The 24,604-nt window shown below is 63.8% G+C and carries 27 protein-coding genes; 12 read left to right on the top strand and 15 right to left on the bottom strand.

Features of this window, described 5'->3' with window-relative positions; translation table 11 throughout:
• Positions 1-272 (top strand): ATP-binding protein (locus GO014_RS17650; protein WP_179953006.1); only part of this gene is annotated, 272 nt, incomplete at its 5' end.
• A gap of 479 nt (positions 273-751) precedes the next feature.
• On the opposite strand, the gene lepA is transcribed toward GO014_RS17650, so the two are convergent.
• Both lepA and GO014_RS17660 read right to left on the bottom strand, forming a co-directional pair.
• The gene (lepA, locus tag GO014_RS17655; RefSeq protein ID WP_104892377.1) at positions 752-2,557 is read right to left on the bottom strand and encodes a translation elongation factor 4; all 1,806 of its coding nucleotides are present in this window, start codon (positions 2,555-2,557) and stop codon (positions 752-754) included.
• A gap of 94 nt (positions 2,558-2,651) precedes the next feature.
• On the bottom strand, positions 2,652-2,789 hold the full coding sequence (locus GO014_RS17660; RefSeq protein WP_157291635.1) for a hypothetical protein: 138 nt from the start codon (positions 2,787-2,789) through the stop codon (positions 2,652-2,654).
• A gap of 104 nt (positions 2,790-2,893) precedes the next feature.
• Here GO014_RS17660 and GO014_RS17665 point away from each other — a divergent pair, with 104 nt between their 5' ends.
• Both GO014_RS17665 and GO014_RS17670 read left to right on the top strand, forming a co-directional pair.
• On the top strand, positions 2,894-3,835 hold the full coding sequence (locus GO014_RS17665; protein ID WP_116587933.1) for a LysR substrate-binding domain-containing protein: 942 nt from the start codon (positions 2,894-2,896) through the stop codon (positions 3,833-3,835).
• A 128-nt stretch (positions 3,836-3,963) separates the two neighbouring features.
• Entirely contained in the window at positions 3,964-5,217 is a 1,254-nt protein-coding gene (locus GO014_RS17670) for an NAD(P)/FAD-dependent oxidoreductase (RefSeq protein WP_157291636.1), read from the top strand.
• Between the two features lie 57 nt (positions 5,218-5,274).
• Here the strand turns inward: GO014_RS17670 and GO014_RS17675 are convergent, their stop codons facing one another.
• From GO014_RS17675 to GO014_RS17685, 3 genes are all read right to left on the bottom strand, one after another.
• Positions 5,275-5,865 (bottom strand): SCO family protein, encoded by a 591-nt coding sequence (locus GO014_RS17675; RefSeq protein ID WP_157291637.1) that lies wholly within the window; start codon positions 5,863-5,865, stop codon positions 5,275-5,277.
• Between the two features lie 3 nt (positions 5,866-5,868).
• Positions 5,869-6,837 (bottom strand): DUF1775 domain-containing protein, encoded by a 969-nt coding sequence (locus tag GO014_RS17680; RefSeq protein ID WP_157291638.1) that lies wholly within the window; start codon positions 6,835-6,837, stop codon positions 5,869-5,871.
• Positions 6,838-6,898: 61 nt separating this feature from the next.
• Entirely contained in the window at positions 6,899-7,300 is a 402-nt protein-coding gene (locus tag GO014_RS17685; RefSeq protein WP_157291639.1) for a hypothetical protein, read from the bottom strand.
• 150 nt (positions 7,301-7,450) lie between these two features.
• Between GO014_RS17685 and mbfA the strand changes: the two genes are divergently transcribed.
• A complete protein-coding gene (gene mbfA, locus GO014_RS17690) occupies positions 7,451-8,431 on the top strand; it encodes an iron exporter MbfA (protein ID WP_157291640.1) in 981 nt (326 codons plus the stop codon).
• On the opposite strand, the gene GO014_RS17695 is transcribed toward mbfA, so the two are convergent.
• On the bottom strand, positions 8,428-8,928 hold the full coding sequence (locus tag GO014_RS17695) for a DUF2306 domain-containing protein (protein ID WP_157291641.1): 501 nt from the start codon (positions 8,926-8,928) through the stop codon (positions 8,428-8,430). The two genes, mbfA and GO014_RS17695, sit on opposite strands and share 4 nt — an antisense overlap.
• A 116-nt stretch (positions 8,929-9,044) precedes the next feature.
• Between GO014_RS17695 and GO014_RS17700 the strand changes: the two genes are divergently transcribed.
• Positions 9,045-9,794 carry a LytTR family DNA-binding domain-containing protein gene (locus GO014_RS17700; protein WP_179953007.1) on the top strand — a complete coding sequence of 250 codons (750 nt, stop codon included), beginning with the start codon at positions 9,045-9,047 and terminating at the stop codon, positions 9,792-9,794.
• Here the strand turns inward: GO014_RS17700 and GO014_RS17705 are convergent.
• Together GO014_RS17705 and trhO are read right to left on the bottom strand one after the other, a co-directional pair.
• On the bottom strand, positions 9,755-10,708 hold the full coding sequence (locus GO014_RS17705; protein WP_157291643.1) for a LysR family transcriptional regulator: 954 nt from the start codon (positions 10,706-10,708) through the stop codon (positions 9,755-9,757). The genes GO014_RS17700 and GO014_RS17705 overlap by 40 nt on opposite strands.
• Positions 10,709-10,788: 80 nt before the next feature.
• Entirely contained in the window at positions 10,789-11,826 is a 1,038-nt protein-coding gene (gene trhO, locus GO014_RS17710) for an oxygen-dependent tRNA uridine(34) hydroxylase TrhO (protein ID WP_246204714.1), read from the bottom strand.
• 71 nt (positions 11,827-11,897) lie between these two features.
• Between trhO and GO014_RS17715 the strand changes: the two genes are divergently transcribed.
• Positions 11,898-12,935, top strand: coding sequence for an aldo/keto reductase (locus GO014_RS17715; protein ID WP_157291644.1), 1,038 nt, complete (start codon positions 11,898-11,900; stop codon positions 12,933-12,935).
• 105 nt (positions 12,936-13,040) lie between these two features.
• Here the strand turns inward: GO014_RS17715 and GO014_RS17720 are convergent, their stop codons facing one another.
• Entirely contained in the window at positions 13,041-13,931 is an 891-nt protein-coding gene (locus GO014_RS17720; protein WP_157291645.1) for an NAD(P)/FAD-dependent oxidoreductase, read from the bottom strand.
• An 83-nt stretch (positions 13,932-14,014) separates the two neighbouring features.
• Positions 14,015-14,452 carry an Rrf2 family transcriptional regulator gene (locus tag GO014_RS17725; protein ID WP_157291646.1) on the bottom strand — a complete coding sequence of 146 codons (438 nt, stop codon included), beginning with the start codon at positions 14,450-14,452 and terminating at the stop codon, positions 14,015-14,017.
• Positions 14,453-14,550: 98 nt separating this feature from the next.
• Between GO014_RS17725 and GO014_RS17730 the strand changes: the two genes are divergently transcribed.
• On the top strand, positions 14,551-15,156 hold the full coding sequence (locus GO014_RS17730) for a hypothetical protein (protein ID WP_157291647.1): 606 nt from the start codon (positions 14,551-14,553) through the stop codon (positions 15,154-15,156).
• A gap of 123 nt (positions 15,157-15,279) precedes the next feature.
• Here the strand turns inward: GO014_RS17730 and GO014_RS17735 are convergent, their stop codons facing one another.
• The 3 genes from GO014_RS17735 to GO014_RS17745 all read right to left on the bottom strand — a co-directional run bounded on the left by GO014_RS17735 (position 15,280) and on the right by GO014_RS17745 (position 18,678).
• Positions 15,280-16,407 (bottom strand): Gfo/Idh/MocA family protein, encoded by a 1,128-nt coding sequence (locus GO014_RS17735; protein ID WP_157291648.1) that lies wholly within the window; start codon positions 16,405-16,407, stop codon positions 15,280-15,282.
• Positions 16,408-16,612: 205 nt separating this feature from the next.
• Positions 16,613-18,253: a TadG family pilus assembly protein gene (locus tag GO014_RS17740; protein ID WP_157291649.1), complete on the bottom strand. Its 1,641-nt coding sequence runs from the start codon at positions 18,251-18,253 to the stop codon at positions 16,613-16,615.
• Positions 18,250-18,678, bottom strand: a complete 429-nt coding sequence (locus tag GO014_RS17745) for a TadE/TadG family type IV pilus assembly protein (RefSeq protein WP_157291650.1) — start codon at positions 18,676-18,678, stop codon at positions 18,250-18,252. Before GO014_RS17745 ends, GO014_RS17740 begins: the two co-directional genes overlap by 4 nt.
• A 157-nt stretch (positions 18,679-18,835) precedes the next feature.
• Here GO014_RS17745 and GO014_RS17750 point away from each other — a divergent pair, with 157 nt between their 5' ends.
• Positions 18,836-19,654: a siderophore ferric iron reductase gene (locus tag GO014_RS17750; protein ID WP_157291651.1), complete on the top strand. Its 819-nt coding sequence runs from the start codon at positions 18,836-18,838 to the stop codon at positions 19,652-19,654.
• Here GO014_RS17750 and GO014_RS17755 read toward each other — a convergent pair.
• On the bottom strand, positions 19,630-20,175 hold the full coding sequence (locus GO014_RS17755) for an SH3 domain-containing protein (protein ID WP_246204715.1): 546 nt from the start codon (positions 20,173-20,175) through the stop codon (positions 19,630-19,632). The genes GO014_RS17750 and GO014_RS17755 overlap by 25 nt on opposite strands.
• A gap of 114 nt (positions 20,176-20,289) precedes the next feature.
• Here GO014_RS17755 and GO014_RS17760 point away from each other — a divergent pair, with 114 nt between their 5' ends.
• From GO014_RS17760 to truB, 4 genes are all read left to right on the top strand, one after another.
• Positions 20,290-21,309, top strand: a complete 1,020-nt coding sequence (locus tag GO014_RS17760; protein ID WP_116587914.1) for a 2-hydroxyacid dehydrogenase — start codon at positions 20,290-20,292, stop codon at positions 21,307-21,309.
• A 150-nt stretch (positions 21,310-21,459) separates the two neighbouring features.
• Positions 21,460-22,119, top strand: coding sequence for a hypothetical protein (locus tag GO014_RS17765; RefSeq protein WP_157291652.1), 660 nt, complete (start codon positions 21,460-21,462; stop codon positions 22,117-22,119).
• A gap of 33 nt (positions 22,120-22,152) precedes the next feature.
• Positions 22,153-22,566, top strand: coding sequence for a 30S ribosome-binding factor RbfA (gene rbfA, locus GO014_RS17770; protein ID WP_157291653.1), 414 nt, complete (start codon positions 22,153-22,155; stop codon positions 22,564-22,566).
• Positions 22,563-23,477: a tRNA pseudouridine(55) synthase TruB gene (gene truB / locus GO014_RS17775; RefSeq protein WP_425482102.1), complete on the top strand. Its 915-nt coding sequence runs from the start codon at positions 22,563-22,565 to the stop codon at positions 23,475-23,477. Before rbfA ends, truB begins: the two co-directional genes overlap by 4 nt.
• Here truB and GO014_RS17780 read toward each other — a convergent pair.
• Positions 23,467-24,600 (bottom strand): MFS transporter, encoded by a 1,134-nt coding sequence (locus GO014_RS17780; protein ID WP_157291655.1) that lies wholly within the window; start codon positions 24,598-24,600, stop codon positions 23,467-23,469. The two genes, truB and GO014_RS17780, sit on opposite strands and share 11 nt — an antisense overlap.
• Between the last annotated feature and the right edge of the window lie 4 nt (positions 24,601-24,604).

Here is a 24,604-nt window from a genome sequence, read left to right on the forward strand (position 1 = left end):
TCGACGAACTGGGCTATCTGCCGTTCAGCCCGTCAGGCGGGGCGCTGCTGTTCCATCTGCTCAGCAAGCTCTACGAGCAGACCAGCGTCGTCATCACCACCAACCTCAGCTTCAGCGAATGGGCCGGCGTGTTCGGGGACGCCAAGATGACCACGGCGCTGCTCGATCGGCTCACCCATCACTGCCATATCCTGGAGACTGGCAACGACAGCTTCCGCTTCAGAGCGAGCGCTGCAGCACCCAAAACACGGAAGGAAAAACCCGCCACTTGACCGTTCCCGCGTCGCGGGAAACTATCGTCCAACCGGGTCAGTTCTCGATGACAATCCCGGGTCAGTTCCTGGCGACAATCAACACGATTTTACCCTGCCGGGCCGGATCGAAGCCCCTGATAGGGGGAGGGGTGACATTGAACACGTTGAGGTCTTTGGTAGGTGCGTGGTGTCGAGAAATCACCCCCACCTAGCTTTGCTACGGCCCTTCGGGCCGAGCGACGCTACCTCCCCCATCGAGGGGGAGGAGAAGGGACGGCGTGGGTTCGATATTGAGGAGCACCCCGATGCGCTCCTCCCCCTTCTTCAGGGGGAGGCTGGGTGGGGGTGTCATTGTGCCCGTTTAGGGCCCGGGCCCTGCGTGCTACCATTCGGCTGTAGGTCACGGGCCGCTGGAAGGCCCCCCTCACCCGTCTCGGCCTACGGCCGATCCACCCTCTCCCCGAGGGGGCGAGGAATAAGAGCCGCGCTTGCGCGGCTTAGTCGTCGCCCATCTTCAGCGCTTTGATAAACGCCTCTTGCGGAATCTCCACTGACCCGAACTGCCGCATCCGCTTCTTACCGGCTTTTTGCTTTTCCAAGAGCTTGCGTTTGCGCGTGGCGTCGCCGCCGTAGCACTTCGCGGTAACATCCTTGCGCATGGCGCGGACGGTTTCGCGGGCGATGATCTTGCCGCCGATGGCGGCCTGGATCGGGATGACGAAGAGATGCGGCGGGATCAGCTCCTTGAGCTTTTCGCACATGACGCGGCCACGTGACTCAGCGACAGTGCGGTGCACCAGCATGGAGAGCGCATCGACCGGCTCGGCATTGACCAGGATCGAGAGTTTGACCAGGTCGCCGGCGCGGTGTTCGGCCAGTTGATAGTCAAAGCTGGCATAGCCTTTTGAGATCGACTTCAGGCGATCGTAGAAATCGAACACCACCTCGTTAAGCGGCAGTTCATACTCGACCATGGCGCGCTGGCCGACATAGCTCAGATTGGTCTGGATGCCGCGGCGGTCCTGGCAGAGCTTGAGGATGGCGCCGAGATATTCGTCGGGGGTGAGAATGGTCGCCTTGATCCAGGGTTCGCGGATTTCGGCGATCTTCATCACATCGGGCAGATCGGCGGGATTGTGCAGATATTGCGTCTCGCCATTGGTCATTTCGACCTCGTAGACCACCGAGGGGGCGGTGGCGATGAGATCAAGATCGAACTCGCGGGAGAGGCGCTCCTGGATGATTTCGAGGTGCAAGAGGCCCAAAAAGCCGCAGCGGAAGCCGAAGCCGAGGGCGGCGCTGGTTTCCATCTCGAAGGAGAAGCTGGCGTCGTTCAAACGCAGCTTGCCCATGGCGGCGCGCAGCTCGTCAAAATCGGAGGCATCGACCGGGAAGAGGCCGCAGAACACCACGGGCTGGGCCGGGCGGAAGCCGGGCAGTGCCTTGTCGGTGGGCTTTTTGTCCTCGGTGATGGTGTCGCCGACATTGGTATCGGCCACTTCCTTGATCGAGGCGGTGAAAACGCCCAATTCGCCCGGGGTCAGCTCCTTGACCTCGACCAGCTTGGGGGTGGTGACGGCGACGCGGTCCAGCTCGTAAACGGCGCCGGAGGCCATCATGCGGATCTTCTGGCCCTTCTTCATCACCCCGTCGATGATGCGGACCAAAACGACCACGCCGAGATAGGTGTCGTACCAGCTATCGACCAGCAGGGCCTTCAATGGCGCGTTGAGCTCGCCCTTGGGGGCGGGGAGGCGCTTGACGATGGCTTCGAGCACGCTTTCCATGCCCAGGCCCGTCTTGGCCGAAATTTCCAGCGCCTCGGAAGCGTCGATGCCGATGACGTCCTCGATCTGGGTCTTGACGCGCTCGACATCGGCAGCGGGCAGATCGACCTTGTTCAGGACCGGGACGATTTCGTGATTGGCGTCGATGGCGTGATAGACATTGGCCAGGGTCTGCGCCTCGACGCCCTGGCTGGCATCGACCACGAGCAGGGAGCCTTCGACGGCGGCCATCGACCGGGAGACTTCATAGGCGAAGTCGACATGGCCGGGGGTGTCGATGAGGTTGAGGATATAATCCTCGCCATCTTCGGCCTTGTATTTGAGGCGCACCGTCTGCGCCTTGATGGTGATGCCGCGCTCGCGCTCGATATCCATCGAATCGAGCACCTGGGCCTTCATCTCGCGCAGGTCGAGCCCGCCCGTCATCTGGATCAGACGATCGGCCAGGGTGGATTTGCCATGGTCGATATGGGCGACGATGGAGAAATTGCGGATATTCTTGAGCGGCGTGGTCATGGCGCGCTGATAGCAGAAGCGCGGTGGCCAAGAAAGATGGTTTAGCGGGGGTTAAGCACGGCTTTTGTGCAGGGGGTGGCTGGCCTGCCGGTGATCAGCACGGGTCGCAGCGCGGATGGTGGGGCGGCAGATCGGCCCAGTCCTGCACGGACAGGCAATCGGGATGAGGTGTGCGTGGGCGTGACGGCATGGCCTTGCCGAACCACGCCAGAAGGCGGGTCAGGAACGACATTTTCTGTCTCCGGAAATGCTATTTGGGTTGATATGGCCTCATAATGCGCCGGCAGAGAGGCGGCGACAATGGACAAGGCCTGCACACCGATATAGAAAATCTATATGGCAAATCCCTTCCCCATACCGCTCAATGCGCTGCGCGCCATCGAAATTGTCGCCCGTCGCGGAGCGCTGGCGCCGGCGGCCGAGGAGCTGGGCGTGACCATTGGCGCCGTCAGCCAGCATTTGCGCCGGGCCGAGGACCGGTTGGGCATGGAATTGTTCGCGCGCACGCCGCAGGGCATCAAGCCGCTGCCGGCGCTGGTGCAGGTGCTGCCGCAACTGACCGGCGGCTTCACCCAGTTGCAGGATGGTCTGGCGAGCCTGACCGGTGCGCATGAGGGCGTGCTCAACGTGACGGTGGGAAGTGTGTTTGCCTCGCGCTGGCTGATCTGGCGGGTCAACAAATTCTCCGCGCTCTATCCGGGCCTGGAAGTGCGGCTGACGGTGACCGGGGCGATGCTGGATCTGAGCCGGCCCGATATTGATTGCGGCGTGCGCTATGGCGACGGGACCTGGCCGGGCGTCGATGTAAGCCTGATCGGCGGACAGGACTATCAGCCGGTCTGCTCGCCGCTGATCCGCGACCGGGTGAAAAGCCCGGCTGATCTGGCCCATGTGCCGGTCATTGCCGACCAGACCAGCATGCTCGACTGGCCGGCCTGGCTGACAAAGGCAGGGCTGGACCCGGCCCTGCCGCTCAATGGCCCGGTCTATTCGGATGCCTCGCTGGCCTTTGATGCCGCCATTTCCGGGCAGGGCATATTGCTGGCCGCCGACATGATGACCGCCGATGCGGTGAGCGACGGGCGGCTGATCCGCCCCTTCGATCTGCCGGTGAGGGGCAAGCGCGGCTATTTCCTGGCGACCGCCAAGGGAAGGCGGGAACCCAAGAAGCTGGGCTTTTTTCGTGACTGGCTGGCCGCGGAAGTGCCCGCAAGCGTGTTGGGCTATGTGCACCAGAATGTGCCGAACACGGCGACACTAGCGCCATTCTCCAAATAAATTTGCGCAGATTAAACGCTATTTCGGATTATCTTGCGCAGAATTGCAGTGCGCCGGCCGATATGGACGCTTTGTTGCGCAGGTGTTCTGATAGGCTGATCCGATAGTGACTGGATCGGGGGATCGGCATGGACGACGTACTCATTCTTGGCGCCGGCATTGTCGGCATTGCCACCGGCATTCACCTGCTGCGGCGCGGGCGCAGCGTGACCCTGGTCGACAAGAGCGAGCCTGGGCACGAGACCAGCTTCGGCAATGCCGGAATCATCCAGCGCGAGGGAGTGCGGCCGCATCCGTTTCCGCGCGACCTGCAAACCCTGCTGCAGGTGGGGCTGCATCTTTCGACCGCGGCCCGCTATGAACCACTGGCCCTGCCCCGGCTGGCGCCGCCATTGTTGCGCTATTGGTGGGAGTCCTCGCCCGAGCACTATCGCAAGGTGGTGCAAAGCTATGCGCCGCTGATCGGCCGCTCGATCATCACTCATGCCGATCTGATCGCGGCCTGTGGTCCGGAGGCCGAGAGCCTGATATCGCGCTATGGCTGGCATTTGGCCTTCCGCAGCCCGGAAAAGCTGGAAAAGGAAGCCCGCAAAGCGCAGGGCGACCATGACCAGTTCGGGATCGGTTTTGAGGTTCTGGACTGGCCGGCGCTGCAAAAGGCCGAACCCAGCCTGACCGGCGGCCTGGCCGGCGCCATTCACTGGACCGATCCCTGGACGGTGCGCGATCCCGGCGCGCTGGTGACGGCCTATTTCAACCTGTTCGAGACGCTGGGGGGCACGTTTGTCCGCGGTGCAGCAACGGGGCTGAACCAAATTGCTGAAGGCTGGCAGGCCGAGATTGCGGGCCGACAGCTATCTGCCAAGCAGGCGGTGATTGCCCTTGGCCCCTGGGCGCCCGATGTGCTGGACAGGCTGGGCTATCGGCTGCCGCTGTTCGTCAAGCGCGGCTATCACATGCATTACGGTAGCGCCGAAGGCGCAGCGCTCAACCATCTGCTGCTCGATCCGGAAGTCGGCTATGCCATGGCGCCGATGGCCAAGGGCATCCGCATCACCACCGGGGCCGAATTTGCCGAGCGAGACGCCGCGCCTACCCCGATCCAGCTTGGCAAGGCAGAAGCGGCGGCGCGGGAATTGTACCCGCTGGGCGAGCGGCTCGACCCGCAGCCCTGGAAGGGCGCCCGCCCCTGCACCCCGGACATGATGCCGATCATCTCCAGGGCCCCAAAACATCAGAACCTGTTCGTGGGGATTGGCCACGCCCATCACGGCTTCACGCTGGGACCGGCGACCGGCGAATTGCTGGCGCAGGCGATGACCGGGGAAGAGACCGCGATCGACATTCATCCCTTCCGGATGGCGCGGTTCATGGGGGGCTGATCCGCCTGAGCCTTCACGACCGGGCAGACCGGCGCGATGCCGATCTGCCCGCGTGGTTCAGCCTTCGAGCAGGCGTCGCAGTTTGGCGAGCGCGGTGTCGCTGTTTTCGCGATAGGCGATGGTGCCCTCGAACTCGCCCTCGGCATTGACCAGGAACACCGAGGCGGTGTGATCCATAGTGTAGTCGCCGCCTTCGAGCGGCACTTTCGCATAATAGACGCCCCAGGATTTGGCCGCCTTGGCGATTTCGTCCGGGGAGCCGGTGACGCCGGTGACATGGCCGGTCCAGCTCACATAGTCGCCAATGATCTCTGCGGTATCCCGCTCGGGATCGACCGAAACGAAAAAGGCGTTGAGATCGTCTGCCTTGTCGCCCAATGCCTCATACCAGACGGTCATTTCGGCCAGTGAGGTCGGGCAGACGTCGGGACAATGGGTGAAGCCGAAAAACAGCATGGATGGACTGCCCTTGAGGCTGTCGCGATTGAACGCCTCGCCGGTCGCGGTCACCAGCTCATAGTCGCCCTGCCCCAGGGCAACTGCCTGGGCCGGACGCGTCATGGTGGTGTAAACATAGAGCCCGGTGGCCCCCAGGGCAGCGACGGCCACCAGCGTCCAGAGCACGGTGCGGATATGGGACAGGGCCATGGGTCAGTGCCCCATATGGGCAGAATGGTCTTCTGCCGGGGCGTCGGCGGCGGAGCCGGCTGCGATCAGGTCCAGCGTGATGGTGCCGGCTCTTTCAAAGGTCAGCGTGACCGGCACGGCATCGCCCTCGGCGATCGGGCCGGTGAGCCCCATGAACATCATGTGATAACCACCGGGTTCGAGCACCACGGTCTCACCAGCAGGAATGAGCAGACCGTCGCGAAGCTGACGCATCTTCATCACATCGCCGTCCATGGCCATTTCATGAATCTGCCCTTCCCTGGCCATCGGGGTTTCCACCGCGATCAAAATATCGTCCTGGGCGCCGGTATTGATCAGGGTCAGAAAGCCGCCGGCGACCGGGGCATTGGGCAGGGTGGCGCGGGTAAAGGCGCCCGAAATGGTCAGATCGCCAATGCTCGTTTCGGCAGGTGGGGCCATGGTCCCATGATGGCCGTGTTCGTCCATGCCGCCAGCGGCCAGGGTGAGGCTGGGCGCGGGCATATCGCCGCTTCCGCTCACATCAGTCCAGGCCTCCTCGCCATTGGCGCATTCCTGGATCGCCGGGAAGTAGAAGGGGCCTTCTTCGAGCGTATCGGCAAAGATGCCGCGGAAGACGAATTCGTCATAGAACTCGTTGGGCAGATTACCCTCTGACCAGACGATCTCGGTGACCCCTTCGGACACGTCCTTGCCGTGGTTCACATAGGTGTTTTCATAAGGCCCGGTGACGGTCTGAAGAGTCCAGCCTGCCTTGGGCATGGGCTTAACATTGTAGAAGCCCTCGGGGATCTGGACGCGGATGGTGTGAGTGGCTTCAGTGCCGCATCCATGGGGAATGCGGAGCACGGCCTTGTAGCTGGCGCCAAGGGTCGCTTGCTGAACTTCAAGGGTCGAGTGGGCAACAGCCGGGGCGGCCAGGGCGAAAAGGGTGGCGGCGGCCAGGCTGGCGCGTGCGAAAGAACCGGTCATGGGTTCGTCTCCAGTCAAAAAAGGTCTGATGCCGGCAGGAATCCTGCCGGGAGGCTAGGAATCAGACCGCGACAGGAGGGGCGCGGGATTGCCCGACATGATCAGGCAGCAGGGATCGGTGTGAGCTGAAGGCCTTGGCGAAGCGGAGGATTTCGGCCCCGGCCGGAGGCGCAAGGGCCGGCGCCGGCGGGGGCAAGGTGGCGAGCTGGTGCTTGGCAACGCCGGTGGCCGGGCAATTGAGCGCGGCGGCTTCATGCGGGTCGCCATTGTCATCCTGCGCCAATGGCTGACAGACCGACCAGGAATCCAGGGTCGAAAAACCGATGGCGTTGAGATCGCGCTGCAGGCCCGCGGCCTGATGCAGCGGCAGCAGCAGCTGGAGCACATAGACCGCCAGCACCGCGACGGCGATGCCGGTTTCGCGGAGCATGATCTGCGCTGTGCTGTGGTTGTTGCTGTTCACGTCCATCTCGATAGCCCGTGCCTTCGGCCTGCTCAAGATCAATGGCAGGGGAGTGGGCACTGCACTTTGTCGCAGCGCAAATGAAAGTTGCCTCTAGTTTAGAAACATTCTAAAAATTTCCTGGAATCATTCTAAACTATGGAGGACGCCATGCTGCGTCTCTGGCCCGATAACCGTCGTGACTTCGCCTCGCTTTCGGAGCGCGAAATCCTCTCCCTGGCCGTTGCGGCGGAGGAGGAGGATGGGCGCATCTATTCGGAATATGCGACGCGACTGGGCGAGACTTATCCGGGCAGCGGCGCGCTGTTCGAGGGCATGGCGGCCGAAGAGGATGAGCACCGGCGGCGCTTGCTTGATCTTTATGTCGAGCGCTTCGGGACGCGGCTGGTACCGATCCGCCGCGAGCATGTGCGCGGGTTTCTCAACCGCAAGCCGGTATGGCTGCAAAAGACGCTAACCCTGGAACAGGCGCGCCAGCAGGTATGGGAAATGGAGGAAGGCGCCTATCGCTTCTACCTCGCTGCGGCCGATCAGGTGACCGATGCGGGTATCCGCAAGCTGCTCGGCGATCTGGCGGTTGCGGAAAAGGGCCATGCCAAACGCGCCGATCAAATTGATGATCAAGTGCTGGGCCAAGAGGGCAGGGAAAGCGAGGGCCACGAACAGCACCGGCAGTTTCTATTGACCTATGTGCAGCCGGGGCTGGCCGGGCTGATGGATGGGTCCGTCTCGACGCTGGCGCCAGTGTTTGCGGCGGCCTTTGCCACCGGGGATACGCATCAGACCTTTCTGGTGGGTCTAGCCGCGGCGGTGGGCGCGGGCATTTCCATGGGCTTTACCGAGGCGGCCTCGGATGACGGCCGGCTGACCGGGCGCGGCTCGCCCATCAAGCGCGGGCTGGCGGCCGGGATCATGACGGCGGTGGGCGGGCTGGGGCACGCCCTGCCCTACCTGATTGCCGATTTCTTCACTGCCACAGCCGTTGCCATTGCCGTGGTGCTGATCGAGCTCTGGGCCATCGCCTATATCCAGAACCGCTATATGCAGACCCCGTTCTGGCGGGCGGTGATGCAGGTGGTATTGGGCGGATCGCTGGTGTTTGCGGCGGGGATTTTGATCGGCAATGCCTAGGCGGCACGCTGTACCCGCCGCCGCATCCTGAGCCAGGCCAGACCGGAGACGGCAAGAACCGGGACGATGACCAGCAGGGATTGGGTCCAGCCCGCATCGGGGCCGAACAGCACTTCATGCATGCGCCGGCCGGGCAGGAAGGTGAAGGCGCCTGCCAGGATCAGCGCGCCGATATAGAGCCCCTGCATCTCGGCGCGGTGGCGCGCCACATTGCGCTCGACGATGATGGCCCTGAGGCCAACAAAGAGCGTGTAATAGGTGAACAGCGAAAACAGGTGGATGGGGCTGAACGGCCCGATCAGCCTTATGTCGTTGATGAACAGGGCCGAGGTGGCGGTGACCAGCATCAGCACCACCCAGACCCGGCCCATCGCCTTGTGCAGGGCCGTGCCCTTGCGGCGCCAGAGGACGAGGGCGCCCAGCAGGGTTGCCGCGATGGCGGCGAAGGCATGGATCTGGATGACAAGGTCAGACTGCAGCAGGGGCGAAAGAGACATCGAGAGGCGCCATATTGGTGAGGGTAAAGACTTTGCCTCACCTCGATGCTTGGCTAGATTGACCGCGACAATACCAAGTGCCCCAATCGCAGGTCTCATTCGTGAACGACAGCCCATTGCAATCCACGCTTCGTGAACTGCAGGGGCTGTCGCGCGATGCCCGGTTCTGGACCGTGCTGGCCGTGATCGCGCTGATCGTGGGACTGGTGGGGCCATTCGGCACCTATCAGGTGCTGGCGGTGGCGCCGCGTCTTGCCTATTGGGCCGTGGTTGTCCTGGGCACAGCTTTGACCGGCACGCTGGTGGTGGGTTTTATCGAAGGAGTGCTGCGGCCGCGCCTCAACAAATATCTGGCAGCGCTGCTGGCCGGGGCGCTTCCCGGACCATTGCTGGCGGCGATGGTGGCGCTGATCAATATTGCCGTGTTCGGGCCAGGGGTCACAAGCTTTGACCTGCTGACACTGGGGATTTACTGCACGCTGATTTCGGCAGCGGTGACGCTGGTCAGCGCGGTGCTGGAGCGGCCCGCTCAACCGGACCCGGCACATGCCCCACCTGCACTGCTGGAGCGTTTGCCGCGCCCGCAACGAGGAACATTAAGGCGCATTTCGGTTGCGGATCACTATGTCGAGGTGACGACCGACAAGGGCAGCAGCCTGGTCCTGATGCGGCTCTCCGACGCCATCAAGGAAACCGCACCGATCGAGGGATTGCAGGTGCATCGCAGCCATTGGGTGGCGCTCGACGCGGTCAGGCGCAGCACGCGCCAGAATGGCCGGCCCGCGCTGGAGCTGGACGATGGCAGCATCGTGCCGGTGAGCCGGACCTACATCGCCGCCGTGCGGGCGGCGGGCTTTCCAGCCTGAAACAGATGCAGCCGATCATCGATGATTTCACCGACGCGGGCGCATTCCTGGGCGATTTCGCGGACAAAATCGGCCAGCATGGGGCGGTCAAGCACGGCGGGATTGCGCACCACCATGGCGGTGTCGCGGTGCAGAGGTTCGAACTCAAGCGGTGAGATTTCCACCAGGCGCCCGGCGCGCACATCCTCGTCCACGGCCGAATTGACGAAGAACCCCAGTCCCTCGCCTTTCATCGCCAAGCGCCGGGCGGGGCCTGTGGGCAGTTCGACACTGGTCTGGGCCAGGCGGACCAGGGCGGCGGCGCGCTCCGGATCGGCCTGCCACCAGCGCAGGGCAATGACGCGGGGCACCAGGGCAAGCACCTGGTCGATGGTGGGCTGGCTCGACAACTTGGCCGCCACTTCAGGGGAAACCACCAGCGGCACGCGCTCGCGCATGATGATGAGCGGTTCGAGATCGACCACCAGCGGATCGATATTGGGCCAGCACAAAATGCCCATCTCCACTTCGCGCTCATGCAGCATGGCGGCGATCTGTGCCTGACGGCCTTCGCGCACGACCACATCGACCGACGGGTAATTGGCCTGGAAGCGGATGAGGCTTTCCGTAATCAGGGGTGAGACCAGGGTACGCAGCGAACCGATGGAGACCCGGCCACGCTCGACCCGGCGCAGCGCCTCGCGCCCTTCCTGGGCGGTGCCGATGATGCGACGGGCAAAGGGCAGAAAGGTCATGCCCTGATCGGTCAGCGTCACGGTGCGCCCACGGACAAATAATTGCACGCCCAAAAGGTTTTCCAGGGCGCGGATGCGCATGGAAGCGGTGGCCTGGGTGATGTTGAGATAGGCCGCGGCCCGGGTAAAGGACTGGTCGCGGACGATACGGTCGAAGGTGCGAAGCTGGTCGAGGTCCATTGGAAAGGCTTATGCGAGACGCGATTACGGCCGATCTATCGCGCGCGTCATAGGCAATGTCTATACGTCGAGTGACGCAGCTAGCCCTTGTTGGCCCGGCGCGAACGTTCGGCCTGTGCCTTTTTCTGCTGACGGCGGCGCTCGGCGTCGGTGAGAGCGGCGTCGCCCATATGCGAGAGGCCGCGCTGCCTGGCCAGGTCCATCTGGCGCTGGCGCTCGGCGGCGGCCTGGTGCTTGGCGGTCTCGCCCGCGCAATAGGGGCAGGAGATGCCTTCGTGAAAATCGGCGTGGCCCCGGTCGGCCTCGGTCAGTGGATGGCGGCAGGCGCGGCAGAGGGTGGCATTGCCCAGTTCGAGCCCGTGGCCGACCGAGACACGCTCATCGAACACGAAGCATTCGCCGGTAAAGCGGCTTTGGTCCTCGGGCACCACTTCGAGATATTTGAGGATGCCGCCCTTGAGATGAAACACCTCCTCAAAGCCCTGACTCAAAAGGTATGACGAGGCTTTTTCGCAGCGGATGCCGCCAGTGCAGAACATGGCGACCTTCTTGTGCTTGTTCGGATCGAGGTGCTTTTCGACATAGTCCTTGAACTCGACAAAGCTCGATGTGTGCGGATCCAGCGCGCGCTGGAAGGTGCCAAGACCCACTTCATAATCATTGCGCGTATCGACCAGCACCACGTCATTGCGCTCGATCAGCGCATTCCAGTCATCAGGTTCGACATAGGTTCCGACCTGGCGGTTTGGGTCCGCCTGAGGCGCGCGCAGGGTGACGATTTCAGGCTTCAGACGCACTTTCATGCGCAGGAACGGCGCGGTGTCGGCAAAGGAATATTTCACCTCGGCGCCAACGAGCCGGCTGCCGAAGGGACCGGAGGCGAAAAGATAGTCGGCCAACGCGTCAATGGCCTCGGGCGCGCCGGCGACGGTGCCGTTGATGCCTTCGGGGGCAAGGATCAACGTGCCCTTGATGGCGCGATTGCAACAGAACTCGGCCAGCGGCGCTTTGAGCGCCTCAACATCAGGCAGGGCCGCGAATTTATAGATGGCCATCACCTTGTATGGATGATTGGTCTGGGGCAAACTGGACATGGATTTCGAGCCGGGCGCATTCATGGCGCCGCTCATACCACCGGCCGGGCCCGGCGTCACGGGGCGGCCGCAGCCACAAAATCGGGAGTGAGACCATGACCTATCGGGCGGACAACGCGCGCTATGACACGATGCAATACCGCCGCTCGGGCAAATCGGGGCTGAAGCTGCCGGTGGTGAGCCTGGGGCTATGGCAGAATTTCGGCGGCACGCGGGACTATCCGAGCGCCATGGAAATTCTGGGCTATGCCTTCGACCAAGGCGTGACCCATTTTGACCTGGCCAATAATTACGGGCCGCCGGCAGGCTCGTCGGAAGAATTGTTCGGGCAGGTGATGGCCCGCGATTTCCGCCCCTATCGCGACGAGATGATCGTTTCGACCAAGGCAGGCTACAATATGTGGCCGGGCCCTTATGGCGAATGGGGAAGCCGCAAATATCTGCTGGCCAGCCTGGACCAGTCGCTCAAGCGCATGGGACTCGACTATGTCGATATCTTCTATTCGCACCGGTTCGACCCCGATACCCCGCTCGAGGAAACCATGGGCGCGCTAGCCCATGCGGTCAAATCGGGCAAGGCGCTTTATGTCGGCATCTCCTCCTATCCCGAGCAGCAGACGCGCGAGGCGCATCGGATTCTGAAGGAAATGGGGGTGGCGACCACTATCCACCAGCCGAGCTATTCAATGATCAATCGCTGGATCGAGAACGACAAGACCATCGATGCCTGCGGCGAGTTGGGGATCGGGGTTATCGCTTTTTCGCCGCTGGCGCAGGGCGTGCTTTCGGGCAAATATAATCGCGGCAATACCAACGGCGCGCGGGGCGACAATCCCAACAGCACATTGCGCGCCAGCCATATCGAACCGCGCGTGCTGGAGGCTGTCGACAAGGTGGGTGAGATCGCCAAGGCGCGTGGCCAGACCATGGTGCAGCTGGCGCTGAGCTGGGTGCTCAGGCGCAAGGAGATGACCTCGGCCTTGATCGGGGTGCGGACGCTGGATCAGCTCAAGGACAATCTGGGCGTGCTGAACAATCTCGATCTCAGCGATGAGGAGGTTGCCGCAATCGACGAGGCCACCGCCGGCGGGCAGATGGAGCTGCATCCGCGCCCGCAGGGCTGGCTGCGGTAGTTGTTTCGGTCGAGGGCGTAGTGGTCGTCCGTCACCCCACCCTCATTCCCCCTAAGCGGGAGGGATTGGGGGTGGGGTGATACCGCGCCCCACGCGGGAGAGGCTTCACGCCATCATTGAGTGCAGCGCGCCCATGGCGGCGAGGGAGCCGGTGTTGTTGGCGAAGGTGACCGAATGCATGCCGGTGACGAGGTCGCCGGCGGCGAAGATGCCGGGGCGGGAGGCGGCCTGCATGTCGCCAATGGCGATCATGGTACCGGTCGGGGTGTCTTTCATGTCGAGGCCAAGCTGGGCATGCAGATCGGCCGAGGGTCGATTGCGGGGATGGGCATAAAGCGCATCAAGACCGATTTCCGTACCGTCCTCGAGCGTCACGCTGCGCACCTCGCCCTGGTCATGGGTGATGCCGACGAGCTTGGCGTTCTCCAGTTTGACGCCGCGCTTTTCGAGCTTGTCGCGCTCCTCCTCGGGGATCTCGTGCCCATCCAGGATCAGGGTGATATCATCGGTCCAGTTGGCATAGAGCGTTGGGCCATGCAGCGACATGGGCGATGAATAGAGCAGGCCCCAACGTTTTCCGGCCACTTCATAGCCATGGCAGAAGGGGCAGTGGATGACTGTCTTGCCCCAGCATTGAGCGAAGCCGGGAATGTCGGGCATTTCATCGACAATGCCATAACTCAGGATCAGGCGGCGCCCGGCAATGGTTTCTCCGTCGGCGGTGGTGACGCGGAAATCATCGGGCGCGCCTGCAACGAGCTGCGCCCCGGCGCCGATGAGCTGCACGGTGGGATAGAACCGGACCTGCTTGCGGGCTGCGGCGAGCAAGTCACCCGGCGGGGTGCCGTCATGGCCAAATATGTTATGGGCGCTCTCGGCGTAGCGATTGCGGTTGAGGCCGGTATCGAGCACGGTGACCTTGCGGCGGGCGCGGGCCAGTTGCATCGCGGCGGTGAGGCCGGCAAAGCTGCCGCCGATGATGATGACATCCTGCATATGTCAGGTCCTTTTTTGGGCGAGCAGAACCGTTCGCTGCCAAGGCCTGGCAGCGCCTGAGGCCCGCTCTGGGGTTGGAAATGTCAGTCCAAGCGGGGGAACCCCGCATGGAGCGCGTCGGTGGCCAGGTCGCTCAGGCGCACCCGCTGCAGTCGGGCGGCCAGCAGCGCCTCGGCATCATCGAGAAAATCGTGCATGACCCGATCGACCGACCGCACAATGGCGCAGGTGACGTCGCCCGGATCGCTCTCGGTGCGAACCAGCATCCGCTCGCCAAGAGCGGAATAAACATCTCGCAGGGTGATTTCGGTGGCCGCACGACTGAGCGTCCATCCGCCATTGGGCCCCTTGCTGGAATCGACGATGCCGGCCTCGCGCAATTCGCCCAGAATGCGACGCACGACGACCGGATTGGTCATCAGGCAGGTGGCCAAAGCGGCTGAGCTGAGCTGCTTGCCGGGTTGGGCATGAAGGTGCACCAAGGCGTGCAAGGCAATGGAAAGGCGGCTTGATCGTTTCATGTAACTTTTATTGTTACACATAAGGGCACTGTCAAGGGGGGTTATCTTTGCTCCTCTTGCCAGCTTAGAGTGGAGGCCTTGATCTTGGGAGGATCGCCATGCGCCTTGCAGCTTTACTGATCGCCTTGTGCGCCGGCCTGACCGGCCCGGCAGCGGCACAGGACGCGGGCAGCCAGGCCGTGATCGACCGCATGAAGGCAGGCAAGCTGATGCCGATCAGCGATGTGGCCGTGCTGATGATGGGGTCGGAGCGCTGGTGCTACCGGCTGCAGGAGAGCAATTGCGCCTGGTCCGATATCTATCTTGCGGTGAGCGAAACCGACGCGACCTATGAGATTTCCAACCCCTGGAGCGAAGAGGTCGACATCTCTTTTGTCGATCGCGGCGTGTTCCGGCAAGATCGCTATATCTGCGAGACCGGCAATGACTGGGTGCCCACAGTTCGCGGTTACGAGCGGGCAGATGGCACGGCCATTGAGGGCCGCGCGCTGGCAGCGCTGAAGGAGGAGATCTACAGCATCGTCAGCGTGGAAGATGATGATGACTGTTTCGACTATCTTTATCAGCATCAGGACAAGGCCGCAGAGACGGTGACCCTGTTGCAGCGCCATTACATCGACGGGGAAACCGACCCCGCCGATGATGCGCTGGTGACGCTGTATTTTGATGCCGACGCAGCCGCTGAGCTGGGCTGGTATTGGTAGCCACCCTACCCAGAGGGAGCGGATGAACTCTGGGGCATCAACCTGCGCATCCCTCCCCTTGAAGGGGAGGGAGCAGATGAACACTGCTATCGCCCCTGAGGACCGAGGGTGGCGTGACAGCGATCAGCCCAGCTTGCCGTCCTTGAGGCTTTGGGCAAGCGGGGCGGGCCGCTCGACGGGTGTCTTGATCTCCACGGTGCGGCCCTCGCGGGCGGCGAGCTCGAAGGCCTCCATCACCTCAAGGACATGCAGAGCCAGATCGCCATTGGCGCGGTGCAGCCGGTTGTCGAGAATGGCGGCGGCCATGTCGGCGACCCCGAGCGAGCGGTAATTGCCGTCCGCATAGGGGGCCTCGAGCTTGACTTCGGCCCAGTCCTGGTCTCGGCCTCGGTTGCGCAGCTCCACCGTGCCGCCAAAATGGTTCGGGTCAGGCACGATCAGGGTCTGCTCGGTGCCGTAGAGCTCGAGCGGGACGTGCTTGTGCGCAGCGACATCGAAGCTCATGGCGATCTGTACGATCGCGCCATTGGCAAAGCCGAGCGCGCCGGTGACATGGGTGTCGATATGCACCGGCATGGTCTGGCCCTTTTTGGGCTCGGAGGTGATGGTGCGTTCGGTCCGCAGACGCGAGGACATGGCCGAGACTTTTGCGACAGGCCCCAGCAGATTGACCAAATCGGTGATGTAATAGGGGCCCATGTCGAGCATGGGGCCACCGCCGAGGTCGTAATAGAAGGCCGGGTCGGGGTGCCAGCTTTCGTGGCCGGGGCATTGCATAAAGGCGGTGCCGCCGACCAGTTGACCCAGCACGCCGCTATCGACCACGGCGCGGGCCTGCTGATGCGCGCCGCCAAGGAATGTATCGGGGGCCGAGCCGATGCGCAGGCCCGCCGCATTGGCGGCGTCGAGCAGTTTCCGTCCCTCGGCAAAGGTAATGCCGAGCGGCTTTTCGGAATAGACATGCTTGCCCGCAGCCAGGCATTTGAGCCCGACATCGACATGGGCCCGCGGAATGGTCAGGTTGACCACCAGATCGATGCCGGGATCGGCGAGCATGTCGTCGACGCTCATCGCCTTGAGGCCGAATTCATCGGCGCGGGCCTGAGCGGCTTCGGGCCGCATGTCCGAAAGCGCCTTGACGTCGAGCACGCCGAAGCCCGGCAAGCCGTCCTTGCCCAGAATGGCCTTCAAATAGGCCGAAGAAATATTGCCGGTACCGATGAAGCCGATACCGAGGCGCCTGGCGCTCATCTGCGCACTCCTCCCAAAGCATGTCAGCGTTTCAAGAAAACGCCGCGCTTGCTTCCCATTGTTGATTTGTCGCGCCCACTAGTCACAAGCCGTGCCGGAAGCGCTCCGGATGTACGTGCGTCAGCCTAGACCGGGCAGGGCAGAGTCGGGAAGTGGGGGCAGCGAAATTGTGTGATTTTTCTTCTGCGCTGGCCCATGGGCAAGCTTACCCCACCAGCACGGAGCGATCGCAGCGCACGCCATAGACGCGCACATCGGCTTCGCCCAGGCCAATGCCCAGGGCGGATAGCGTGGCGTTGAGCGTGTTGTCGAGCAGAGGCGCCAGCGGCACGAGCAGGCTGCGCACCGCCTGGGCGATGAGATGGGGCGGCGAGAGACCCAGGCCCAGCACATTGACGGTGAGGTCGACCCGGTCGAGCAGCGCGGCGGACAGGGACGCCACCAGCGTTTCGGTACGCGCCGTCCGCATGGTGCCCGCGGCAATGTCGGCCGAGGAAAAATCGAGCCGGACCGGGCTGGTCTGGGCCAGTTCGACCATGGCTGCGCCGGTGACGCGCAGCAGCAGGTTATCGATCAAGCGCACCGGGGCGGCCGAAGGGGGCACGCCGAAATCGGCCAGGCTCGCATCGCTCATTTCCCCAATGCTCAGGCGCAATATGCCGGGGCGCGTGGCGATGGTGGCGCTGCCGCGCGGCGCACCGATAGTGGGACAGGTCGCCGCGTCGACCCGTGCTTCGACCGGCGCGAGGTCGAGCCAGAGCGGGAGCTTGACGCCGGCGCCGCGCAGGGCCGGTCCGCCCAGCAATTCGGCCCTGAGGCGCAGGCGTGTCTGCGCGGTGCGTACGATGGTGCCAAGGGGCCCAAGGGCAAACCAGCCGCCGCCCTGCAGGGGCTCGCCAATGGCCAGATCGAGCTGCAGCGACACCAGCCCCGGCACCGCAGCGCCGAGATTGAGCGAGACCTGGCTGTCGCCATCGCTGAGCACGGCGGCGGCCGAGAGCAGTTCGAGCGCAGACAGGGACAGATCGGCGACCCCGGCGCTGCCGAGTTCGAGCCCACCCAACCGGCCCAGGTCGATCAGCTTGCCCAGCTCCACATCGGCGCCGGTGCCGGCGGTGGAGAGCAGCATCAAGGCGGATTGCGCAGTGCCATTGGTGAGCGCCGCCAGCGCAGCGGCAATCTCCCCTGCCCCGGCTTTGGTGACGAGCAGATCGTCATAGCTGCCCACGGTGATACCCAGTTCGGTAGCCAAGGCATCGAGAAATCCCAGCGCATCGACCCTGGCTGAGGCGAGCGCGGTGTAGTCGAGCACCGAGAGGGCGACCGTGGTGCCGAGCAGGCCGGACAGGATGGCATTGGCGAGACCACCATTGAGGCTGGCGAGGCGCGAGCCGACCGAGAAGGACACTTCGGGGGTGACCGCTGCAATGCCGGATGCCTGGAGGGTGGGCACGGCGGCAAAGCTGGCGGCGAAATAAAGCCTGCCAGGCCGGTTGAGGGTGACCGAAACGGCATTGTGCGGGGTCTGCCCGGGCGTAAAGCGGTCGGCGATATCTGGCTCGGTCGGGTCATAGCGGCCCGGAAGGACGGTCAGCCCATCCGTGCTGGCGGGGGCAAGGAGCTGCGCCTCCGCCAGCACGGATTGGGCGATCTCGGTGGCGCGGGAGGGATCGGCCGCCGCCGAGATGGCCGCCAGATCGACTCCGGCCTGCAGGACGCGACGCTCGTGATAGAGCGAGGCCGCATCCACAGCCAAGGCCGACACCATGGCGGAAACAGCAAAGCCGAAGGCGAAGAGCACAGCCATATTGCCACGCTCATCACGGCGGAACTGGGACCCGGTCACAAGCCACCCCTCCGGATGGTCGCGCCATGGGCAATGGTCTTGGCCGGCAGCGGCAGGGGTGGATAGAGATTCCAGATCGGCAAATCGGTCGCGTCATAGCTCAGGCGCACGACATATTGCGTCGGGTCGGCGTGACTGTCGCCGATGGTGTGCGTGAGGCGGGCCGGATTGAGCAGCGGATAATCGCCCGCATTTCGTGCCAGATAGGCCGCGACCAGGCTGTTGCGCTCGGCCTGGTTGAGGCCGGCAATGGCGGTGCGCGCCGCATCGGCGGCCAGTTGCTGGACGGAATGGGCGGCGCCAAAATAAATCCCATAGGCCAGCATGCCGGTCAGCATCAGCAGGAAGACCGGGGTCAGTATTGCAAATTCGATGGCGGCCGCGCCGGATCGGTCAGTCAGGAAACAGGCACCGGGCCTTCGCATTCGTGCCTCCCGGGCGAATGATCTGGTTGGCGACAGCATGGACCGGACCGCCACAGAGGGCGGTAAAGCGCGGTATTGGTAGAATTGCGGGTCGAGTAGGTGACTTTCCTTGTCCGAATGAAGCGGCTAGGAGAGAACCGAATTCAGGATGCCGCACTTGACCAGCCGCAATTACCTTTTTGCCCAGAATGCAGACGATGTTGCGTTGACGCGGTTCATCGCTCTGGCGGGGTCGGCGACGGGCTTTCTCAAGGGGGCGCCGGGCGGACCCTTGCCGGGGTGGCACTGTCCGGGCCAGGACAACAGGGCGTTCCTGGAGGGGCTGCATGAACGGCTGGCGGCCAGCTTTCCGGAAGCCGGGCAGCCGTTTCACGCGGTGCGGCTGTGGACCAATCTGATGTGGCAGCCGGCTTACCTCTCGGTCATTGCGGTGCATCTGCATGGCGCCCTGCCAGCAGTGACGACGCTGGCGCAGGCGCGGCAGAATCTTGACGTCAATGGCTATCGCCTCACCGCCGGACCGCAGCTTGAGGGCAGCACGGAAGAACTGATCGCCAAGGCGGGGCGCGATCTGCGCGCAATGGGCGATAGCGTGCTGGCCGAGATCAACGGAGTAACAAAGCTCAAGCAGACCCCGGCGCTGCGCCTATTGGCCGACCGGATGCTGGGGCTGATGGTGCGGCTGAAACATTTCCGGCCCGAAATCAGCATAGCGGAGCAATATCGCTATTGCGATTTGTGGCTATCGGCGATGGGGCTTGAGGGACAGGGCGGGCTGGAAACGCTCGACCTGCCCAACGGGCAGCAGGTTGCCATCATGGCGCGCAAGGGCTGTTGCCTCGACTACCTTGCGTTTCCCGAGCGCTTCTGCGCCTCGTGCCCCAAGCTCAGTGATGATGAGCGGCGCGAGCGCGAGCGCACCAATATCTTGGCAGAGCTTGAGGTTCAGGCTCAGTCAAACGCCTCGTCGGCATAAACGCCCCATAGCTCAGCCTGTTGTATCCAGCCCGAATAGGCCTGCCGCTCGCCTGGCTGGCCGGCCGAAACATTGCACCAGGTGCCGTTGCATTCGTTGATTGAAACGCGGACACCGGCCGCAAGGCGGGCCCGGACCGCAGCTTCGGTGGACTGGCCGGTATGCATCTGTACTTCGCCATTGGCGAGCAGCGGCGTGGCATAGCCCGCGCGATTGCCCGAGAGCAGGCTTTGATGAACCCAGCCCTCTTCGCCATCGACATCGCGGATTTTGCGCCAGGTATCGAACTCCTGAATGATCTCCACCGGCACGCCGGAGACGGTGTAGTTCCAGGCGATTTCATAGCGCGTGCCGGGGCCGACACGGACATTGATCGGGTGCGAACGGGTGGTGACGAAGCGCGGCAGCGGCAGGCCGCTGGGATTGTCCTGTGCCTGGGCGGCGGGCGTGGCGATTGCTGCGGCGAACAGGGCCACGAAAACGGCGAGGAAAGCGCGCAAGCAGGCCGGCAGAGCTGGCAAGTACAACATCACTTTGCAGACGGGTTTGATTTGCCCTATCACTAGCGCGATATCCTTAATGGTCGCTGAAGGCGACTCTTGCGCCGGTGGCAAACCGGCCCATCATTGGTGCGCATGACATCGAGCAAACCCAAGATTCTGGTGACCCGACGCTTGCCGGCGAGCATTGAAGCGCGCATGGCCACCCTGTTCGAAACCGATGTCAATGACGCCGATCTGGCCCTGAGCGGGGACGACATCCTGGCCGGACTCGATGGCAAGGATGTGCTGGTCTCCACCATTACCGACCATATCGATGCGGATCTGATCGGTCGGCTGCCGCCCAGCGTGCGGCTGATCGCCCAGTTCGGAAATGGGGTGGACAATATCGACCTCGACGCGGCCTGGGCCGCCGGGCTGACGGTGACCAATACCCCCTCGGTGCTGACCGAGGACACCGCCGACATGGCCACGGCGCTGATGCTGGCACTGCCGCGCCGGCTGGTAGAGGGCACGCAAATGCTGCTGCGTGACCGGGCCTGGGCGGGATGGTCCCCCACCTCGATGCTGGGGCACCGGCTGCGCGGCAAGGCGCTGGGCATTGTGGGCATGGGCCGGATCGGCACGGCGGTTGCGAGCCGGGCCCGGGCCTTTGGCCTCAATATCCATTACTACTCGCGCAATCGCCGCCCACCGGCCATCGAACAGCCGCTCGAGGCGCGCTATTGGGACGATCTGGACGCCATGCTGTCCGAGGTGGATATCGTCTCGCTGCATACCCCGCTCACCCGTGATACGCATCATATCCTGTCTGCGGACCGGCTCGACCGGATGAAGCCGGGCGCTCATCTGATCAATGTCAGCCGCCCCGAATTACTCGATGAGACCGCTCTGATCGAGCGGCTGGAAAGCGGGCACCTGGCTGGCGCGGCGCTCGATGTGTTCGAGAATCGTCCCGGGATCAATCCGCGCCTGCTGGCGCTGGCCGAGACCAACCGGGTGGTGCTCACCGCCCACATGGCATCGGCGACCCTGGAAGCGCGGGTGGAGATGGGTGAGGCGGTGATCGTCAATATCCGCACCTTCATGGATGGGCACCAGCCGCCGCACCGCCTGCTGCCCGACGGCCCCCTGCCCCGCGCCGCCAGAGGCTGAGTGTTGCAGCATTTCCGCAATTGGGTGACCAACTGGGCCGCTGCGATGTCACCTGCTTGCGTGGCAGCGCCCCGCCCCCTAATCGTCACAGTGTCGAGGGCGTGGGGCGCGTCCGGGCGACGTGCGTTTCCCGGGTGGCAGGAGTGGCCCGTGCCTAGTTCGATTAAAACGGCAGTTCTGACGGCTGGGCTGATGATGCTCGCTGCCCCGGCATCGGCGCAGAGTGCGCTGCCCTTCACGCAGGATGCGGGCCGCCTGGTGCTTGATGCACTGGGACAACGCCTGACCATGCCTCTGCCGGACTGGGTGGCGGCTGACGCTGACCTGGCAGCAATTTCCGAGCGAGTGTCGACCCGGTTTCTCGAAGATGGCGGGCAGGCGCAACTGACGATCTACAAGCGCGGCGAGGGCGAAGCCTTCTGGTCCACGCTCTATGGCGCCCGCATCAGCACGGAGACCAACATGGACCTGGCCGAGTTCCGGTCGCGGGTGGTCAATGTCTATGCCCAATCCTGCGATCCGGACGCGGTGGCGCTGTTCCAGCTCGAGCCCGATGCAGAAGATGCGCTGCCGCCGCTGGGCTATGTGTGCGGTGCCTATCTCGACGCTTTCACCGATTTTGCCGGCCAGGGCGAAGTGATGGTGATGGGGTTCTACAAATCCGAGGCGGGGCTGGGCCTGGTGTTTCAGGAATGGCGCGGCGAAGCATTCGATGCCAGTGCACCAGCAAGCTGGCCGGTGCCCGCCGAGACGGTGGAAGCGCGCATGGCCCAGTTCACGTCCGAGGTCTCGCTGACGCTTCTGGATTGACGGCGCCCCTGGGAGAGCCTAAGCCGCTTGCCCATGAAAAAAGACCACAAACCCGCTGGCCCGAGCCAGCGCATGCTGCGCGTCGGGGAACTGGTGCGCCATGCCCTGGCCGGGCTGTTTGCCCGCGGCGACATCGAGGACGAGGCCCTTGCCGGCGCGGTGGTGACCGTGCCCGAAGTGCGCATGACGCCGGATCTCAAGATCGCCAACGCCTATGTGATGCCGCTGGGCGGCACGCATGCCGAGGAGATCGTGGCGGCGCTGAACCGGCACCGCAAGTTCATCCGTGGCCGGGTGGCCCCGCAGATCGACCTCAAATATGCCCCTGAAATCCGTTTCTTCGTGGACGATACCTTCGAGGAAGCCAGCCGGATCGATGCGCTGCTGCGCTCGGACCGGGTCAAGCGCGACCTTGATGACGACAGCGACGACAGCCAAGAAGACTGAGTTTGAACCAGCCAAAATCAAAAAAGCGCGCCATCTCGGGATGGGTTGTGCTCGACAAGCCATATGACTTCACCTCCACCCAGGCGGTGGGCAAGGTGCGCTGGCTGCTGAACGCCGCCAAGGCGGGCCATGCCGGCACGCTCGACCCGCTGGCCACCGGCATATTGCCCATCGCCCTGGGCGAAGCCACCAAGGCGGTGCCGCAGGTGCAGGACGGCATCAAGGTCTATCGGTTCACCATTGGCTGGGGCAAAGCCACCACCACTGACGACACCGAGGGCGAGGTGGTTGCTACCTCCGATGTGCGGCCCGAACAGGGCGCGCTTGAGGCCGTGCTGCCGCGCTTTACCGGGACCATCATGCAGCGGCCACCGGCCTTTTCTGCGATCAAGGTGGATGGTGAGCGCGCCTATGATTTGGCCCGGGCGGGCGAGACGGTGGAACTGGCAGAACGCCCCATCGATATCGACGCGATCGAGCTGGTCTCGCACAGCCCCGAGGAAAGCGTTCTTGAGGTCACCTGTGGCAAGGGTACCTATGTGCGGGCGCTGGCGCGCGACATTGCCGAGGCGCTTGGCACGGTGGGGCATGTGACCAAGCTGCACCGCGCCGCGGTCGGCCCGTTCACCGATGACGACGCGGTGAGCATCGAAGAACTCGAAGCCGCCGAGGCCGGAGAGGCGCGCGATGCTCTGCTGCTGCCCGTGTCAGCAGGTCTTGAGGACATCGAGGAAATCCGGCTCGATGCCGGGCAGGCCAAGGCGGTGAGCCATGGCAATGCCGTGCTGCTGAACGGGGCCAATGCACCGGTGTCGGTGGACGAGTGCTGGGTGAGCTTCAAGGGCAAGGTGCTGGCCACCGGGCATGTGGAATTCGGCCAGTTCAAGCCGGGCCGGGTGTTCAATCTTTAGGGCGTAGCTGCCCCGCCATGGCGACGGTCAGTACGAGCAATGGGATGAGCATGGCAAAGGCCATGCGCACGCCAAAGCCCTCTGCGACGCTGCCAATGAGAACCGGCGCACCCAAATTGACCAATTGAAAGATCAGCGTCGTCGCCGCCACGTTCTGGCTGGCCGGACGGTCCCCCAGGCGCGCCGCCGCGGACAGCATCAGCGGGAACAGCACACAGATGCCTATCCCCACCGCCAGGAACCCGGCAAGGGCCGCATAGGCATTGGGAGCCAGAACGATAGCCAACATGCCCAGAACGGCCAATGCCGAGAGGCTACGCGCCACGCGCACCGGCCCGTAGCGGTCGATGAAGCGGTCGGCGACCAGCCGCCCGCCGGCCATGGACAAGAGCAGTGCCGGCAAGGCCAGCGACTCGATGAAGGGCGCGACATCGAAGGCATCGCGCAGATAGATGATCGACCAGGCCCGCGAGGCCCCTTCGGTCAAGCCGGCGCCCAGCCCGAAGGCCACCAGGCCCATGGTGGCCCATGTCGGCCAGGCCAGCTTTTTCACAGCGCCGCCGGCATGGGGTCGTGGCGGCATGTTGGGCATGGGCAGGACAACAAGAACAATCAATCCGATCAGCACCGGCGCCAGCGCCCAGAGATGAATGGCCGGGGCGACATGCAGGCCGCGCAGCGCAGCGCCAAGCAAAGAAGTGAGCAGAAAGCCCACGCTCCAGGCGCCGTGGCAGGTGTTCATCACCCGCGCCGAGGTGGCCGCCTCGACCCGGTCGGCCTCGACATTCATGGCGATGTTGGTGAGCGAAAAGCCGACGCCATTGAGCGCGAGCAGCACGAACAGGGCAATCGGGTTGAGCAGCACGGTGGCGAGGGCAGCGGTGATGACCACGATGGGCAGTAGCCACAGGATCATGCGGCGCGGCCCGAAGCGCTCGACGATGGCGCTGGAGAACAGAAACATCGAGAGCGCGCCAAGGGGCTGGCCGATCAGCACCAGGCCGAGCTGGCCTTCGGTGAGGCCGATCAGCTCCTGCAGGTCCGGAATGCGCGTGTGGATGGCGCCGGCAGCCAGGGCGTGGGTGAAGAAGAGCGCAATAATGCGCCAATGGGTGGAAAACATATGC

Origin of the sequence: Devosia marina, assembly GCF_009758415.1 — a bacterium.
Classification (GTDB): domain Bacteria; phylum Pseudomonadota; class Alphaproteobacteria; order Rhizobiales; family Devosiaceae; genus Devosia; species Devosia marina.